We start from the raw sequence: 16,518 nt of genomic DNA on the forward strand, positions 1-16,518 counted from the left end.
GACCCGAAGGGCGCGCAGATGCGCCGGATTGCCGAGGCGCGCGGGCAATCCGTGCTGACTGTTGGGCTGGGCGAGGCCGATCTTTGCCTGCTGAACCAACGGTTTGACGCCACCGGGCAGGATCTGCGCTTTTCCTGGCAGGGCAAGGTGTTCCTGACCCGCCTGAACCTGATCGGCGGGTTTCAGGCTGAAAACGTTCTGCTGGCCTGCGGGCTGGTCATTGCTGCCGGGGACGATCCCGAACGGGTGTTCGAGACCTTGCCGCATCTGACCACCGTCCGGGGCCGCATGCAGCTGGCCGCCACGCGCGAAAACGGCGCGGCAGTGTTTGTCGATTACGCCCATACGCCCGATGCGGTGGCTACGGCGCTCAAAGCAATGCGCCCGCATGTGATGGGCCGCTTGATCGCCATCGTCGGCGCGGGCGGAGATCGGGATGCCACCAAGCGCCCGTTGATGGGGCAAGCAGCAGCGAACCATGCCGACGTGGTGTTCGTCACCGATGACAACCCGCGCTCGGAAGACCCGGCCACGATCCGCTCGGCCGTTATGCTGGGCGCGCCCGAGGCCACCGAAGTGGGCGACCGGGCCGAGGCCATCCTGCGCGGCGTTGATGCTCTGCAACCGGGTGACGCGCTGCTAATCGCGGGCAAGGGGCATGAGACCGGGCAGATCGTGGGCGATCAGGTTCTGCCCTTTGATGATGTGGAACAGGCCAGCATCGCGGTAGCGGCGCTGGACGGGCGGGTGGCATGACGCTTTGGACAGCACAAGAGGCCGCAGAGGTCACGGGCGGGAAAGCAACCGGCGACTGGTCGGTCAATGGTGTCTCGATTGACACGCGTACCCTGCAGCCGGGTGACCTGTTCGTGGCGTTGAAGGCGGCGCGGGACGGGCATGATTTTGTGGCGCAGGCGTTGCAAAAAGGCGCGGGGGCTGCTCTGGTGTCGCGGGTGCCTGAAGGGGTGGCCCAAGACGCGCCGTTGCTGATTGTTGATGACGTGCAGGCGGGGCTTGAAGCGCTGGGAAAGGCTGCGCGTGCCCGCAGCGGCGCGAAAGTTGTGGGTGTGACCGGCAGTGTCGGCAAGACCTCGACCAAGGAAATGCTGGCCACGATCCTGGAGACGCAGGGCAAAACCCATGCCAGTGTCGCCAGTTACAACAATCATTGGGGCGTGCCGCTAACATTGGCGCGGATGCCGCGTGATACGGAATTTGCAGTGATCGAGATCGGGATGAACCACCCGGGCGAGATCGCTCCGCTGGCCCGTCAGGCCCGCCCGCATGTGGCGCTGGTCACAACCGTTGCTGCGGTACATCTGGAGGCATTCGAGTCGGTTGCAGGCATCGCCCACGAAAAGGCCGCCATTTTCGAAGGCTTGACCGAGGGCGGCGCGGCCATCGTGAACGCCGATATAGATCACGCGGATATCCTGCGGGATTGCGCGGCGGATGCCAAAACCGTTGAATTTGGCCGCAACGCGGCAGATTACGTGCTGACCGACGTCAGCCAATCCGCAAACGCTGTCCGCGCACAGGCGCAGGTCGCTGGCAGGACGGTTGCGTTTGATGTGCAATCTGCAGGCACTCATTTTGCGATGAACGCTTTGGGGGCCTTGGCGGCCTGCGTTGAAATGGGTGTGGATCTGGATCAGGCGATTGCCGGTCTTGCACATTGGTCCCCGGTCACCGGGCGCGGCGTGCGGGAAAGCCTGCCCTTGGCCGGTGGCGGACAGATCGAGCTGCTGGATGACAGTTATAACGCCAACCCGACCTCGATGGAGGCGGCGCTGGACGTGCTCGCGGCCTCGCATGGCGCGCGCCGGATCGCGTTTCTGGGCGATATGAAAGAGTTGGGCGCGCAGGAGCACGCGATGCATGCGGCGATGGCGGATGTCCCGGCGATGGCGCGAGTGGATCAGGTGCATTGCATCGGTCCGCTGATGCAGGCGCTGCATCGAACCCTGCCAGACGCCAAGCGCGGGCTGTGGTTTGAGACCAGCGATGAGATGGCCGCGCATCTGCCCGAAATGATCCGGGATGGAGATGTGGTGCTGGCCAAAGGCTCGCTGAGCATGGCGCTGGCGCGGATTGTTGACGGTTTGCGGAAAATGGGGCATGAGCGCGCGCTTGAGCCATGACCCCCGCGTGAGAGAGGTTTTGTAATGCTGTATTGGTTGACCGCCTTGTCGGACGGAGGGGATTTCTGGAACCTCTTCCGCTATATCACCTTCCGCGCGGGCGGCGCCTTTCTGACCGCGCTGGTGTTCGGGTTTCTGTTCGGCAAACCTTTGATCAACGTGTTGCGTCGCAAGCAGGGCAAGGGTCAGCCGATCCGCGATGATGGGCCCGAGGGGCATTTCAGCAAAGCGGGCACACCCACCATGGGCGGGTTGCTGATCGTGGGCGCGCTGGTGACCTCGACCCTGATCTGGGCGCGGTGGGACAACCCTTATGTCTGGATGGTTCTGTTTGTCACGCTGGGCTATGCGGCGATTGGGTTTGCCGATGATTATGCCAAGGTCTCGAAACAGAACACCAAGGGCGTGTCGGGCAAGATGCGGCTGGCGCTGGGCATTCTGATTGCGGTTCTGGCGGCCTTCTGGGCCTCGCTGCACCACCCCGAGGCGTTGCAGAACCAGCTGGCCTTGCCGATTTTCAAGGATACGCTGCTGAATCTCGGCCTGTTCTACATCCCCTTTGCGATTGTGGTGATCGTGGGTGCAGCCAATGCGGTGAACCTGACCGATGGTTTGGACGGGCTGGCGATCATGCCGGCGATGATCGCGGCCTCGACCCTTGGGGTGATCGCTTATGCGGTGGGTCGCGTCGACTTTACCGAATATCTGGATGTGCATTATGTGCCCGGAACGGGTGAGATTTTCATCTTCACCTCGGCGCTTTTTGGCGCGGGTCTGGGGTTCCTGTGGTACAACGCCCCGCCTGCGGCTGTGTTCATGGGTGATACCGGATCACTGGCACTGGGCGGTGCGCTGGGTGCCATCGCCGTAGCCACCAAGCACGAGCTGGTTCTGGCCGTGGTCGGCGGGTTGTTCGTGGTCGAGGCGCTGAGCGTGATCATTCAGGTTCTGTACTTCAAACGCACCGGCAAGCGGGTGTTCCTGATGGCACCGATCCACCACCATTATGAGAAAAAGGGCTGGGCCGAACCCACCATCGTGATCCGGTTCTGGATCATCTCGCTGATCCTGGCGATGATTGGTCTGGCGACGCTGAAAGTCCGGTAGCCCTCCCGCCAGGTTCGGCGGGCCTACGGCCAGCCTGCCACCTGTTGGGCCCGGCTCGCGCTGCCGCGCGAGCCTGATCGTACCCTTGATATTGGGAAATTCTTCGGTGCAGTGTGGCGGCGCATCAGATGTCATAAGAAGGTGGGCGGCATGATCCCGGTCAAAGGGTTTTCCGGACAAATACTTGCGGTTCTGGGATTGGGCCGGTCGGGGTTGGCCACTGCGCGGGCCTTGCGTGCCGGTGGGGCGGAGGCGATTTGCTGGGACGATAACCCAGCCGCCCGCGAAACGGCTGAGGCCGAGGGGTTTGCCTGCACCGATCTGCGCCGTGGCGGAGCCTTTGACGGGGTTGCTTCGCTGATCGTGTCGCCGGGTATCCCGCATCTTTACCCCGTGCCCAACCCGGTTGTGGCCGCCGCGCTGGAGGCCGGGGTGCCGGTCGACAACGACATCGGCCTGTTCTTCCGATCTTTCGCGGGGCCGGAGTGGAACAATTTCGACACCCCTCCGCGTGTGATTGCGGTGACCGGGTCAAACGGGAAATCCACCACCGCCGCGCTGATCCATCACATCCTGTCCGAAGCCGGGCGCGCGGCGCAACTGGCGGGCAATATCGGGCGTGGCGTGTTGGATATCGATCCGGGCGGAGACGGCTCGGTCGTGGTGCTGGAACTCTCCAGCTATCAGACCGAACTGGCCCGGGCCTTGACGCCGGATATCGCGGTTTTCACCAACCTTTCGCCCGACCATCTGGACCGGCACGGGGGCATGGGCGGGTATTTCTCGGCCAAACGACGCCTGTTCGCCGAAGGTGGGCCGGATCGCGCCGTGATCGGAGTGGACGAAACCGAAGGCGCATTTCTGGCCGGGCAATTGGCCGAGGGGTCGGCGGATGACCGGGTGATCCGTATCTCGGTGGCACGCAAACTGACCGGCCCGGGCTGGCAGGTTTTTGCCCGCAAGGGGTTCCTGTCGGAATACCGCAAGGGCCGTCAGGCGGGTGCGATTGATTTGCGCAATATCCGGGGCCTGCCTGGCGCGCATAACCACCAGAACGCTTGCGCCGCCTATGCCGCCTGCCGTGCGCTGGGCCTTGCGCCGCGGGTGATCGAACAGGCGATGCACAGCTTCCCCGGCCTACCGCATCGCAGCCAGATCATCGCCGAGGCGGATGGGGTGACCTATGTCAACGACTCCAAAGCCACCAATGTGGATAGCGCCCTGAAAGCGCTGAGCGCGTTCAAAAACATTCGCTGGATTTGCGGAGGGCTTGAGAAAGAGGGCGGGCTTGCCGCGTTAAACGGGGCCGGGGATCAGGTGATCAAAGCCTATGTGATCGGGCGCGAAGCGGCGAATTTCGCCATGCAGCTTGAAACCGAGGCGCAGGTCTGCACCACCATGGCTGCCGCCGTCGAACAGGCCATGGCTGATGCGCAACCGGGTGAGACGATCCTGCTGGCCCCGGCGGCGGCCAGCTTTGACCAATACGACAACTTCGAACAGCGCGGAGAGGATTTCGCGGCGCAGGTCCGGCAAAGGCTGCCTGTATAGAAATTTGCAATAGACCGCCGTTTCGGCAAAGCTGAGCGCTATCAACTTGACGCGCCATACCTATTGGTTTTGCCTTTCGAAGTTTCAACACGAGGTCATGACGATGCAATACCGTAAGTTCTCTTTGATCATCCCTGCCATTCTGAGCATTGGTGCCTGCACAAATGTCGGGGCGAATTACCAGCCGATTGTCGACGGTCCGGTCGGTCCAAACTACAACGCCGATCTGGCGCAATGTCAGGCGCTGGCGAGATCGCAGCCGACCTTGGACAGCAACACGGCAGGGGCTGCGGCCATCGGTGCCGCAGGGGCGGCCGGTGTGAAGGCCATCGTTGACGACAGCGCCAGTGATCTGGGCCGCACGGCGGTTGCCGGTGCCCTTGTCGGGGCGGGTGCCAGTGCGATCAGCAATACACAGAATCAGGAAGTCATCGTGCGCAACTGCATGCGCGGACGTGGCTATAACGTCGTAGGTTAACGGGCCGCGATGGCAGTTCCGGCGGCGTGCCCCGAGGACCACGCCCACTGGAAATTATAGCCGCCCAACCAGCCGGTGACATCCACCGCTTCGCCAATCGCATAGAGGCCAGGGACATCATTGGCCTCCATCGTTTTGGAGGACAGGTTGTCGGTGGCAATCCCGCCCAGCGTGACCTCGGCCGTGCGATAGCCTTCGGTGCCAGACGGTGCCAACTGCCAGTCAGAGAGCGCTGAAATCAGGTCCTTCAGCGCCGCGTCGGACTGATCGGCCAGATTGCCCGTCATCGGGATATGTTGGCTCAGATACTCGACCAACCGCGCGGGCAGGTGCCGCGCCAGTTCGGTGGTCAGCGCCTTGCGCCCGCCGCTTTGCCGCTGTTCACGCAGCAGCTCGAACAGGGGCAGGTCGGGGATCAGGTTGACCCGGATCACCTCACCCTCGCGCCAATAAGACGACAGCTGCAGCACCGATGGTCCGCTGAGACCGCGATGAGTGAACAGAAGCGCCTCATCAAAGCTGGTGCGGTCATTCGACAGCCGCGCGGGCAGTGAGACACCGGACAGGTCGCTGAATTTCCAATCCGAAAAGGTGAAGGGCACCAGCGCGGCCCGGGTTTCGGTCACTGTCAGGCCAAACTGCTGCGCGATGTCATAGGCCAGACCGGTCGCGCCCATCTTGGGGATCGACTTGCCTCCGGTGGCCAGCACCAGATTGCGGCAGGTCAGGGCATGTCGCTGGCCTTCGCGCTCGACCTCCAAAGCAAAACCCGTTTCGGTCTGGCGCAGGTTCTTCAGCGTTGTCTGCACCCACAGTTCGGCGCCTGCGCGCTGCATCTCGTCCAGCAACATGGCGATGATCTGTTTCGAGGACCCATCGCAGAACAACTGCCCTAGCGTCTTTTCATGCCACGTGATGCCATGGCGATTCACCAGATCAAGGAAATCCCACTGCGTATATCGCGCCAGCGCCGATTTGCAGAAATGCAGGTTCTGCGACAGGAAGTTCTCGGGACCGGCATAGAGATTGGTAAAATTGCACCGCCCCCCGCCCGAGATACGGATCTTTTCGCCCGGCGCCTTGGCATGGTCGATCACCAGAACACGCCCGCCGCAATGGGCGGCGCACATCATACCGGCGGCCCCGGCACCCAGGATGATCGTATCAAAGCGCATCCCGGGGCATTGGCTTGAATTCACGGCAAAGACAAGGGGGAACCGTTCAGTTGCGCCGTTCGGAAAATCCTGCGCGCGCCCTTTGAAACGCATTGTATTCAGAGGCCGGTCGTCTTACTGATTTCACAGGCCCGACCCGAGGCCAGCGCCGTGCGGGCGTGATGGAATGGTAGACATATCAGACTTAAAATCTGAAGGGCGTACGCCCGTGTGGGTTCGAGTCCCACCGCCCGCACCAATTGTCCAAACGACACTCAAGCCGGATATCCCAACTGCCGGATCAATTGCCAGATGTCGCGGTTGATGGTCGAGAGTTGGTCGACTACAGCCTCGATCTCTTGCATTGCGGCGTCGTCCATGGTGTCTTCTCGCCCCAGCTTGATATCGTTCTTACGGTCAGCAATGCGCATCAGGATGGTCTTGGGATTGCCGCTTTCGGGGTCGAAGGAATAGATGCAGTGATTGTATCTGTTGCGGATCGCGGACAGGCGGGCAAGGCGGTGAGTGTGGTCCAGGATCGGGTCCCGCTCGGTTGCGGGGCGGCCATCCATCTTGGCCAGACGTTCGACCAGATCCAGCCGCGCGCGGGTGGTGTTGAGGGTCAGAAAGATGATGACGGCCACGTCCTTGCTGGTCCCTGACAGCCCGGCGATCAGGTGGATCAACAGGCTTTCGGTATTGGTCCACATATAGTTCAGCCGACCGACCAGCAGGATCAGCCTGTCGAACCGGGTTTCGAATGTCTCAGTCACGGTTGGACTCGTGCGGGGCGACCTCGAAATAGAAATGCGCGGCGGCGGTGCGATTGCTGACCCCGATCTTGCCCGAGACATTATGCAGATGCAGTTTCACCGTGTGCTCGGTAATGCCCAGTTGTGCCGCAATGACCTTGTTGCTCTCCCCCTGCGATACCAACTTGAGCACCTGTTTTTCCCGCCGCGTGAGCGAGGTATAAAGCGGCAGCTTTTCCGACGCCTGTGCGCTGGGCTGCGGTTGGGCGTCCGGCGTTTGCGGCAAGCAATCGGCGACAAAGCTGGGCAGGTGCAGTTCCTCATGCATCAAAAGCCGCAGGATGGCCCGCCAGACATCCGGGGCCACGTTCATCGGCAGATATCCGATATCGCCGTGCTGCTGCCGATCCCAATGTTCAAACAGAAACCGGGCCGAGCTTTCCTTGCGATAGGCAAAGGCCAGGCAACCTGCCCCTGCCACCCGCCGATAATCCGACGGGCGCGCCAGCAGGTCTTCGAGCAGCATTTGATCGACGATAATTATACGTTCGGTCAGGATCTGCCTGCCGTCCTGTGATTGCAGCCTGTCCAGACTGTCATAGCGAAAGGCAAGGACGCCGAACTCGCTTTGTACGCTTCGAAGGGTCTGGTTGGAATAAAACAGTTCTTTTCCAATGAAAATGACCGACAATTCAATTGGGTAATCATTTTCATCACGGGTATTTCTCTTCAATGAATCAATCATTGTCTACCCCACTCGTAACTGCGCCATAATATCAAAAATACCGTGAAAAATAATTGGCGCGGATAACATTAATGGTAAAATAAAATGAACCCCTATCATAACTGAAAGTTTGAATGTGGACAATAGATGGACCTGTGGAATTCGACCTTCCTAGAACTTTCGATTAGGGTGAAAAATTCACACTCAGCGTAACCTAAAGAAAAGGCTGAAATAAATTTGAGCGTCAATGAGAGCTCAAATTTGTTGTGCGCGGGTTGGGTTTTTCCGGGAAATTTTAAAAACCGTTTAATAACAGTTGGAAACGCCAACTAGACCTTTCGGTCAGCTAGTCACGATCACGTGTCGCTGCAAACATGATCGGGCTTCAATTTTCGAAGTGACCTTGTATCTGACCACCCAACAGACCGCTTATTTCGCGTGTTCTCTTGTGGTCAGGGAATCGGCTTGGCCGGGAAAGGGGGTGCGCTTAGAGAGAAAAGAAATCCCATCGGCAAACGCGCGATATTATCCGTGCGGGTGCAGTTCATTTTGTTTCAACCGCGCTTGTTACCGCTTTGTAGATGAATGGCGGTCTGGCGCATCACGAGTGGAAAATTATTATGAGACGCAATACAAATAATACAAATGTCACGACCGTTGACGAAATTGAAATCGAAAATCTGGACGCTGATTTTGAAACCAATGTCGAGATTGCCGAAGCCTCAATCGACGCCGATATCAATGCCCAACAGCAGGATCAGGCTGTCGAGAACAACAACAGCGATCAGAATGAAAACGAACAGCTCCAGGTTCAGGGTCAGTCGACCGAGGTCGGCAATGAACAGGGTCAGGAGCAGGATCAGAACCAGGCTCAGCAACAAGCGCAACATCAGGCCAACGTCAATGGTGGTGATGACAGCAACGACAACTCGAACTCCAACTCGATCAATATCGATTTCGGCGGTGGCGAGTGGATTCCGCGCGACGACGACAAGGTCGATGTGGACGTAAGCAAGGGCGGTTCAGTCGGTGGTGATGTGATCACTGCGGGCGACGCGCTGGATTATGATCCGGGCGATGACCTTAACCTGAGTGTGTCGCAGAACGGTGCGGGCAATGATATGTCATCAATCAACAATCAGGTGGCCAGCCTGAATGATGATGACTGGTTGTCGGGTGCATCCGTGTCCAACAATGCGGGCTTCACGCAGAATGGCAACGCCAATGGCGGTACAGCCACAGCGCATGAAGGCATCGGCGCGACCTCGGATGGTGGCAATTCCGGCAGCGGTGGCACTAGCTATGGCGGTGCAGCTGGCGCGGATACCAACGGCAGTCACGCACTGGCCTTTGGTGGTGATTCCGGTGGTGCCAATGCAAGTTCGCAAGGTGGAACCGGCGGTGCGTCCGGATCTGCCAGCAACCATAGCGCGGGTCTTGGCCTGTCAGGCGCAGGCGCGTCCGGCGACAGCTCGGGCGGTGCTGGTGGTAGTGCGACCGGGACATCCAGTGCCAACAACACAGGCAGCTCGAACGTAGATGCCGACGGTACTGGTGGTAACGGCGGCAGCGCGGATTCCTTCGGTCTGGGTCTCGGCCTGGGTCTGTCGGGGTCCAATGCCCAAGGCGACGCTGATGGCGGCGACAACACGTCGGGTTCCGGCGCGGCGGGCTATGGCTCGGCCGGGAACTATTCGCCGGCGCAGGGCGCAAGTGGCGGTGACGGCACCGGGACCACGCAAGGGACGGCCAACAACACGACCGACCTGGAAACCGAGGCCAATGACGCCACCGCAGGCGGCAACTCGGCATCGGGCGCCGCAGGCAGTGCGGCTGGCAGCACCGCAAATGGTGCTGGTGGTGATGGCACGGGTGGTGACGGAACCGGTGGTGACGGCACTGGCGGTGATGGCACCGGCGGCGACGGAACCGGCGGATTCTCGGATATGGTCGAAGAAGCCATCATGGCGCTGCAGGAAGAGATCCTGGGGCCGGGTGACATGGTGCCGGGCGATAGCGGTGATGGCACCGGTGGCAACGGTACTGGCGGTAATGGCACCGGCGGCAGCGGTACGGGTGGAACCGGGACCGGTGGCACCGGAACCGGCGGAACTTCGGCAGCTGATTCCTCGGCACAGGGTGTCGGCGATCAGGCGGCCAGCGGTCCGGACATTTCGCAGAACCCGGGCGATGCCAACGGCAATGCCAGCAACACGCAGGCAACCGATGCCTCGGGCGGTGCCGGTGGCACCAACGATGCCGACGGCACGGCAACCGGGTCGGGCTCCGGCTCATCCGCGGCTGACGGTGTTGCTGGTGCAGGTGGTACGACCACGCCGACGTCGGCCTCGACCGGCAGCGGTGCAGGATCGGCCGATGCGGCCAATACCGCAGGCGGTGGTGGTGCAGCGGACGTCATGGGCGACGCCGAAACCAACAGCGCGGCTGACAGTCTGGCCGAAGCCATCGCCGGTTACGGCGGAGCGGCCAACAGCGACAATGATGCCACCTCGACCGGGTCGGGCAGCGCCACGGGCGCGGCAAGCTCGGGCGCGGGCGGTGCAGGCGGTGCGTCCGCGGCAACCGGCGGCACCAGCGGCGCGGCGACTGGCAGTGCGATGTCGGGCGACACCATGGGTGCGACCGTTACCGGCGGCAGCGCGGCGGGTGCCTATTCGGGCGACGGCGGTGCTGGCGGCAATGCCGGGGCCTGGGGCTCGAACAATGGTGGCGACGGCACGGTGCATGGCGAATCCTACGCATCGGCAGCGGCTGTGGTCGACACATCGGCCTTCAACCAGTCGATCGTCATGGGCGCCAACATCCTTGGCAACTCGGTCGATACGACCATGGTCGGTGGTTCGATGACCTCGACCTATGCCAGCGACGACACCGACGTCTAAGACCAATCGCGGGGGCCGCATTACCGGCCCCCGATCTTGTCAAAAACGTCGGGGCCGGTTCATCGGCCCCGGCACAGTGAACCCCGATCCGGAAATTTCAGGCCGGTGACGGAGATAGGGATCATTCAGATGTCTCTCGACAGTGTTACCGAAACGATTGCCCATTTTGTGGGAACTTTTAACCTTACGATTGAACAGGCCCGTCTGAGGGATCAGTACGAAGAGTTCACTGGGCTGCGGCGCAAGGTCGAACTGGAAGAACTGCAAGACCCGACGACCATCCGTATCAAGGCCGATCTGGACGACGCACCGGGGGATTATGATCCCCTGTCGATGCGATTCACGGCACCCCCGGCGGAACCGGGACTGCCCCCGGCACTGGATGGGCCAGCGTTGCAAAGCTTCATCTCAGTCGGCCCGCCGTTCCTGCTGCAGATACAGGTGCCCGAGGCGGAACAGGTGATTTCCGTCGAACAGACCCTCATTATCCTGCAACCTCAGATCGTGACCGAGATCATCGGATCGGCGGTCACCTATACGTTCCAGACGTTGTTCTTGCGCGACAATGACACGGTCGGGCAGGGCGATTTCCGGGATGTGGACGCGCTGATGGCGCAGGCTGAATCCCTGCTGGATGTGGCAACGTCGCTGCATGCGCTGTCTGCGCCGTCCCTTGATATCTCGGATTATCTCTCGGTCGAGTATGTCGAGGCGCTGGCGGCCGAGATGCAGGCCCCGATGACCGCGCAACTGGATGGGGTCACCATCCACCAGTTCCATGGCGATGATGCGATCGGCACCATCGTCAACGGACAGCATGTGGACGAAGCCCCCGAATGGAGCGATCTTCTGCCCGCCTATCATCAGCCCGACGAGGTTGAAGAGGGCGAGGAGCCCGACTTTACCCCGGCGGAATGGGATCAGGACAAGGAGTCCGAATTTGCCGATGGCCACACCGTCGTCACCGGCGGCAATCTGGCGGTGAACGAGGTTGCGATGACCGTCGCCTGGGTAGACGCGCCGTTTATCGCGGTGGGTGGGCAGGCGATCAGCCTGACCATGATCAGTCAGGTGGCCGTGGTCTCGGACCATGATCAGGGCAATCCCGGCACCGGATCAGGAACAGAGGTGGTTCAGTCCGCCGAGATCAAGACCGAGGCGAACGCCCCGCATTGGCTGGACGATACCGGCACGGCCAACGGCCAGCCCACGGATATCCAGATCGACTGGATCGACGGGGATCTGATCGTCTCGAACATCATCCAGCAGGTGATCGACGCCACTGATATCGACCAGATACAGGCCGATATCACGGCAGCAACGACCCTTTACACGATGGGTGCAAACCAGTTGGTCAATGTCACCGATATCGTGCAACTGGGCAGTTACTATGACCTGATCATGGTCGGCGGCGACATGATCTCGGTCGATATGCTGTTCCAGACCCTTGTTCTGGTGGATGACGATGTGGTGACCGGCGGCATGCCCGGCCCTGTGGATGGGGCTGATGACAATCTGCTGATGAACCAAGCGTCGCTGACCACCCTGGGCGAGGATATCGAGGCCGAGGTTGATCAGAATATCGCGGATGCAATGTCGATGGCTGCGGCCGATATGGACGCGCTTGAGGATGCGTTGCTGAACGACCCGATGTTTGCGGGAATGGAGCAGATGCGCGTCCTGAAGATCGATGGCGACCTGCTGCAACTGAACATCGTCGATCAGGTGACGATGCTGGCGGATCAGGACGATGTGGACCTGAGCGGGCCAAACGCTGCGGTGACCGAGGTGATGGCGGGCAGCAACGCCATGCTGAACGCAGCCAACATCACCAAGGCGGGCGTGGATTCGCAGGTGATGGCGGCAAACGGCACCTATTCCGATCTGCTGCTGCATCAGGCCAGTCTGATCGACGCCCCGGAGCCCAACGGCACCGACATGGCGAATGAGGCGATTGCCCTTCTGATGGAGGATATGAACACCCCGGGGGTGCAGCCCGGTGCCGATCCGGCGGGTTCCGATCTGACCCCGACAGAAACAATGAGTTCATCCGACGGCCTGCAATCCATGCTGGCCTGATTTCCCCAAGTGTTACGAGTGATCCGAAGGTTATCATATGTCGATTTGTTTTTCGTCGCGTCGCACCCGGTACGCCAGTCCGCTGGATCGAAACGGGGGCGGTCAGGCAACCGCGACCAGGCCGAAGGCGGTCAAAAGCCCGGCAAAGCTGCGCCTGACCGAGGCGATGCAGGTGCCGGGGCAAGCCAAGCCGGTGCAATCCGATGCAGCCCGGCCCGCTGCGCAATCGCTGCGGGTCCAGCGGATTGATCCGGCGGTGGAACAGGCACCGAAAATTTCCGAAAGTACCGTGCGCGCCAGCTCTCCCCAGCGGCGGGCACAGCCGCAACCTGCCTCCGAAACTTCCAGCGCGGGTGACGGCAACGGGGTGGCCAGCCAAAAGACCCCTGATCGTGACACCTCCGACCAGACGCATGCACGCATGACCCCCTCAGCGGCGTCAGAGGACGGAAATCGCATAGGCACTACGATCGAGGTCAAGGCGAATGAGCCCCTGCTGCGGTCGGGCACCGGCGGCGGCGATGGCAAAGGGCCACCCCAACCCTTTCACAAACGTACCCCGCCCGAGGATTTCCAGAAAACTCTGCGCACGTCGCTGCGGGCGATCTGGCGCAATCTGGCCTTTGTGCTGGTGCTGACCTGCGCCACCAATGTTTTGATCCTGGCGATCCCGATCTATCTGTTTCAGATCAGCGACCGGGTGCTGACCAGCCGGTCGCTGGACACGCTGATCATGCTGACCGCCATTGTGGCGGGCGCGGTGATCTTCCAATCCGCTTTCGATGCCGTGCGCCGCTTTATGCTGATGCGCACAGCGGTCGAGGTCGCGGCACGCCTTGGCGCCCCGGTGCTGAGCGCGGCGGCCCATGCCTCGCTTCACGGCAATGGGCGCGAATATCAGACGCTGGGCGACTTGCAGCAGGTGCGGGGCTTTCTGGTCTCGGGCACGTTGATTTCCTTCCTCGACGTGCCATTCGCGCCGCTTTTCATCCTGATGATCTTTCTGGTGCACCCGCAGTTGGGCATGATCGTCGTGACCACCGCGCTGATCCTGATGGTGATCGCGCTTGTGAACCAGAAGATGACCGCAAAACCTTTTGCCAAGGCCAATCAGGCGCAAGCCATGGCGAACCAGCATCTGGATTCCATGTCGCGCAACAGCCAGATCATCAACGCGCTGGCGATGATCCCCGAAGCCGTCCGCATCTGGGGCCGCGACACCGCGCAGTCGCTGACATGGCAGGTGCGCGCGCAGGATCGCAACGTGATCTTCGCCGCCATCTCGCGCGCTGTACGCCTGCTGACGCAGATCGGCATTCTGGGCTGGGGTGCGTTTCTTGCCCTACAGGGCGAGATCACCGGCGGCATGGTCATCGCGGCGTCAATCATCGCGGGGCGGGCCTTTGCGCCGATCGAAGGCTCGATCGAGGGTTGGAATACCTTCCTGCTGACACGCGGGGCCTTTGGCCGGATCAAGGGCCTGCTGTCAAACTCGGCCCTGCAATATGAGAAACTGCGCCTGCCCAAGCCCGAGGGGCGGCTGGATGTGGAACGCCTGCTTTACGTGCCCGGCGGCACCAAGCGGGTGGTTCTGAACGGCATCAACTTCTCGCTCAACCCCGGTGAGACGCTGGCTATTATCGGCAACTCCGGGGCGGGCAAGACGACGCTGGGCAAGGCGCTGGTCGGCTCGGTCCTGCCCACATCGGGCAGCGTGCGGCTGGACCTGATGGATATCCGCAACTGGGACCCGCGCCAGTTTGGTGAAAGCATCGGCTATCTGCCGCAGGACGTGCAGCTGTTCCCCGGCACCATCAAGGACAATATCGGCCGCATGCGCGCCGATGTAACCGACGAGCAAATTCACGATGCCGCTGTTCTGGCCGATGTCCACAACATGATCGCCACCTTGCCCGAAGGGTATGAGACGGTGGTGGCCGCCGATGGCGCACCGCTGTCGGGTGGCCAGAAACAACGCATCGCACTGGCGCGCGCCTTTTTCGGCAACCCCCGGATGGTGGTTCTGGATGAGCCGAACTCGAACCTCGACGTGGCGGGCGACAAGGCGCTGGCACGGGCGATTGAACAGGCGCGGGAAAGCAAGATCACCGTGGTGGTGATCACGCAGAAACCCACATTGTTGAGCGTGGTGGACAAGATCATGCTGCTGACCGACGGGCGCGTGGCGCTGTTTGGTCAGCGCGAACAGGTTCTGCAACAACTGAACGCGCCCCGGCAGCAGCCCGAGTTGAAAGGGTAGGGAAAAGTCATGAACGAACTGGTCCGCAAAGACGAACCCACCCTTTGGTATTCCGAGGTTCCACGCTCGATCAACCGGCTGATTGTCATCGGGTTGTTGATGCTGGTCCTGTGTTTCGGCGGCTTTGGCCTGTGGTCTTTTAGCGCCCCTCTGGCGGCGGCGGTGATTGCGCAAGGCAGCTTTGTCGCCACCGGGCGCAACAAGATCGTGCAACATCTTGAGGGCGGCATCATTCAGGATATTCTGGTCTCGGAAGGTGAGGCCGTCGAAGCCGGGCAGGTCCTGATGACCCTCGACCAGACCTCGGCCGAGGCCAATGAACGCGAGTTGTTCATCCGCAAGATCCGTCTGCAAGCCATGACTGAACGGTTGCTGGCCGAGCATAGCGAACAGGAACAGCTGGCCTTTTCACCTGCCCTGATCGAGGCCTCCAGCGATGTCGAAGTGATGACCATTCTCGACAGCCAGAAGCTCAGCTTTGATGTGTCGCGCAAGACCTTGCTGAACGACATCGCCCTGCTGCAACGCAACATGGAGGCGCTGCGTATCCGCGCCGCCGGGTTCGAGGCGCAGCTAAGCAGTCTGGAACGCCGCTCGGACATCCTGCAGGAAGAGTTTGATACGAAACAGTCCCTGTTCGAGAAGGGTTTGGTGCGCAAAGGTGATCTGAACACGATCCGCCGGGTTCAGGCCGAGGCCGAAGGGCAACTGGCGCGGCTGACGGCGGAAACAGCCGAAGTCAATCAGATGCTGTTGAAATATGAAGAACAGATTTTGCGCACCCGGTCGGCCTATCGCGAGGCCGCCTTGGATGAGCTGGGCGTGATCGAGGCTGATCTGGAAAGCGTGCGTGAAAAGGCCCGGCAGGCCCGCAGCGTTCTTGACCGCGCCGTGGTGCGTGCGCCGGTCACCGGCACGGTCGTGCGCCTGCACCATCACACACCCGGCGGCGTGATCGAAACCGGTGAACCCATCGCCGAAATTCTACCCGCCGATGCGCCCCTGATCATCGAAGCGCAAATCCCCCGGACCGAGATCGACAGCGTGGTCACGGGCCAGGCCGCCACTGTGCGTCTTGTCGCGCTGAACCAGCGCACCACCCCGGTGCTGAGCGGTGAGGTCTTTTATGTCTCCGCCGACGCGCTGCTGGAGGACAACGCCGGTATCCCGCAAGAGGTCTATCTGGCCCGCGTCTCGCTAACCCCGGATGAGCTGGGCCGCGTGCGTGGGTTCGTGCCAACCCCCGGCATGCCCGCCGAGATCATGATCCAGACCGAGGAACGGACCTTTGCGGCCTATATCGCCAAACCCGTGGTCGACAGCATGTCCCGCGCGTTTCGCGAGCATTGACGTCACGGTCTGACGAATA

General features: G+C 61.3%; 12 protein-coding genes and 1 tRNA gene. 10 read left to right on the top strand and 3 right to left on the bottom strand.

Annotated elements, in window-relative coordinates; all coding sequences use genetic code 11:
- The 5 genes from MPJ51_RS13250 to MPJ51_RS13270 form a co-directional block, all read left to right on the top strand.
- A partial coding sequence (locus MPJ51_RS13250; protein ID WP_298387473.1) for a cyanophycin synthetase occupies positions 1 to 756 on the top strand: 756 nt, incomplete at its 5' end.
- Positions 753 to 2,141: a UDP-N-acetylmuramoyl-tripeptide--D-alanyl-D-alanine ligase gene (murF, locus tag MPJ51_RS13255; RefSeq protein ID WP_298387476.1), complete on the top strand. Its 1,389-nt coding sequence runs from the start codon at positions 753 to 755 to the stop codon at positions 2,139 to 2,141. The genes MPJ51_RS13250 and murF, both read left to right, overlap by 4 nt.
- A 24-nt stretch (positions 2,142 to 2,165) precedes the next feature.
- The gene (gene mraY / locus MPJ51_RS13260; RefSeq protein WP_298387479.1) at positions 2,166 to 3,248 is read left to right on the top strand and encodes a phospho-N-acetylmuramoyl-pentapeptide-transferase; all 1,083 of its coding nucleotides are present in this window, start codon (positions 2,166 to 2,168) and stop codon (positions 3,246 to 3,248) included.
- 150 nt (positions 3,249 to 3,398) lie between these two features.
- Positions 3,399 to 4,799, top strand: coding sequence for a UDP-N-acetylmuramoyl-L-alanine--D-glutamate ligase (gene murD, locus MPJ51_RS13265; protein ID WP_298387481.1), 1,401 nt, complete (start codon positions 3,399 to 3,401; stop codon positions 4,797 to 4,799).
- Between the two features lie 103 nt (positions 4,800 to 4,902).
- Positions 4,903 to 5,277, top strand: a complete 375-nt coding sequence (locus tag MPJ51_RS13270; RefSeq protein WP_298387483.1) for a glycine zipper family protein — start codon at positions 4,903 to 4,905, stop codon at positions 5,275 to 5,277.
- Here MPJ51_RS13270 and MPJ51_RS13275 read toward each other — a convergent pair.
- Complete coding sequence (locus tag MPJ51_RS13275) at positions 5,274 to 6,452, bottom strand: NAD(P)/FAD-dependent oxidoreductase (RefSeq protein WP_298387514.1); 1,179 nt, start codon at positions 6,450 to 6,452, stop codon at positions 5,274 to 5,276. The two genes, MPJ51_RS13270 and MPJ51_RS13275, sit on opposite strands and share 4 nt — an antisense overlap.
- A 152-nt stretch (positions 6,453 to 6,604) precedes the next feature.
- On the opposite strand from MPJ51_RS13275, the gene MPJ51_RS13280 reads away from it, so the two are divergent.
- A tRNA-Leu gene (locus tag MPJ51_RS13280) sits at positions 6,605 to 6,690 on the top strand.
- A gap of 16 nt (positions 6,691 to 6,706) precedes the next feature.
- Here the strand turns inward: MPJ51_RS13280 and MPJ51_RS13285 are convergent.
- Positions 6,707 to 7,204 carry a hypothetical protein gene (locus MPJ51_RS13285; RefSeq protein WP_298387486.1) on the bottom strand — a complete coding sequence of 166 codons (498 nt, stop codon included), beginning with the start codon at positions 7,202 to 7,204 and terminating at the stop codon, positions 6,707 to 6,709.
- A complete protein-coding gene (locus tag MPJ51_RS13290) occupies positions 7,197 to 7,916 on the bottom strand; it encodes a response regulator transcription factor (protein ID WP_298387490.1) in 720 nt (239 codons plus the stop codon). The genes MPJ51_RS13285 and MPJ51_RS13290 overlap by 8 nt, the downstream gene beginning before the upstream one ends.
- Before the next feature lie 611 nt (positions 7,917 to 8,527).
- Between MPJ51_RS13290 and MPJ51_RS13295 the strand changes: the two genes are divergently transcribed.
- The 4 genes from MPJ51_RS13295 (at position 8,528) to MPJ51_RS13310 (ending at position 16,499) form a co-directional block, all read left to right on the top strand.
- On the top strand, positions 8,528 to 10,810 hold the full coding sequence (locus MPJ51_RS13295; protein WP_298387493.1) for a hypothetical protein: 2,283 nt from the start codon (positions 8,528 to 8,530) through the stop codon (positions 10,808 to 10,810).
- A gap of 129 nt (positions 10,811 to 10,939) precedes the next feature.
- Positions 10,940 to 12,889, top strand: a complete 1,950-nt coding sequence (locus tag MPJ51_RS13300; RefSeq protein ID WP_298387496.1) for a type I secretion protein — start codon at positions 10,940 to 10,942, stop codon at positions 12,887 to 12,889.
- 37 nt (positions 12,890 to 12,926) lie between these two features.
- Positions 12,927 to 15,149, top strand: a complete 2,223-nt coding sequence (locus MPJ51_RS13305; protein WP_298387499.1) for a type I secretion system permease/ATPase — start codon at positions 12,927 to 12,929, stop codon at positions 15,147 to 15,149.
- A 9-nt stretch (positions 15,150 to 15,158) separates the two neighbouring features.
- Positions 15,159 to 16,499 (top strand): HlyD family type I secretion periplasmic adaptor subunit, encoded by a 1,341-nt coding sequence (locus MPJ51_RS13310; protein WP_298387502.1) that lies wholly within the window; start codon positions 15,159 to 15,161, stop codon positions 16,497 to 16,499.
- Positions 16,500 to 16,518 lie beyond the last annotated feature (19 nt).

Origin of the sequence: Ruegeria sp., from assembly GCF_028066395.1 — a bacterium.
GTDB lineage: Bacteria > Pseudomonadota > Alphaproteobacteria > Rhodobacterales > Rhodobacteraceae > Ruegeria.

What these genes read in the sequence shown, in the direction of transcription:
- MPJ51_RS13305 (WP_298387499.1), top strand. Translation starts at nt 12,927, where the DNA reads ATGTCGATTTGTTTTTCGTCGCGTCGCACCCGGTACGCCAGTCCGCTG.
- MPJ51_RS13300 (WP_298387496.1), top strand. Translation starts at nt 10,940, where the DNA reads ATGTCTCTCGACAGTGTTACCGAAACGATTGCCCATTTTGTGGGAACT.
- MPJ51_RS13270 (WP_298387483.1), top strand. Translation starts at nt 4,903, where the DNA reads ATGCAATACCGTAAGTTCTCTTTGATCATCCCTGCCATTCTGAGCATT.
- MPJ51_RS13275 (WP_298387514.1), bottom strand. Translation starts at nt 6,452, where the DNA reads ATGCGCTTTGATACGATCATCCTGGGTGCCGGGGCCGCCGGTATGATG.
- MPJ51_RS13295 (WP_298387493.1), top strand. Translation starts at nt 8,528, where the DNA reads ATGAGACGCAATACAAATAATACAAATGTCACGACCGTTGACGAAATT.
- MPJ51_RS13310 (WP_298387502.1), top strand. Translation starts at nt 15,159, where the DNA reads ATGAACGAACTGGTCCGCAAAGACGAACCCACCCTTTGGTATTCCGAG.
- murD (WP_298387481.1), top strand. Translation starts at nt 3,399, where the DNA reads ATGATCCCGGTCAAAGGGTTTTCCGGACAAATACTTGCGGTTCTGGGA.
- murF (WP_298387476.1), top strand. Translation starts at nt 753, where the DNA reads ATGACGCTTTGGACAGCACAAGAGGCCGCAGAGGTCACGGGCGGGAAA.
- mraY (WP_298387479.1), top strand. Translation starts at nt 2,166, where the DNA reads ATGCTGTATTGGTTGACCGCCTTGTCGGACGGAGGGGATTTCTGGAAC.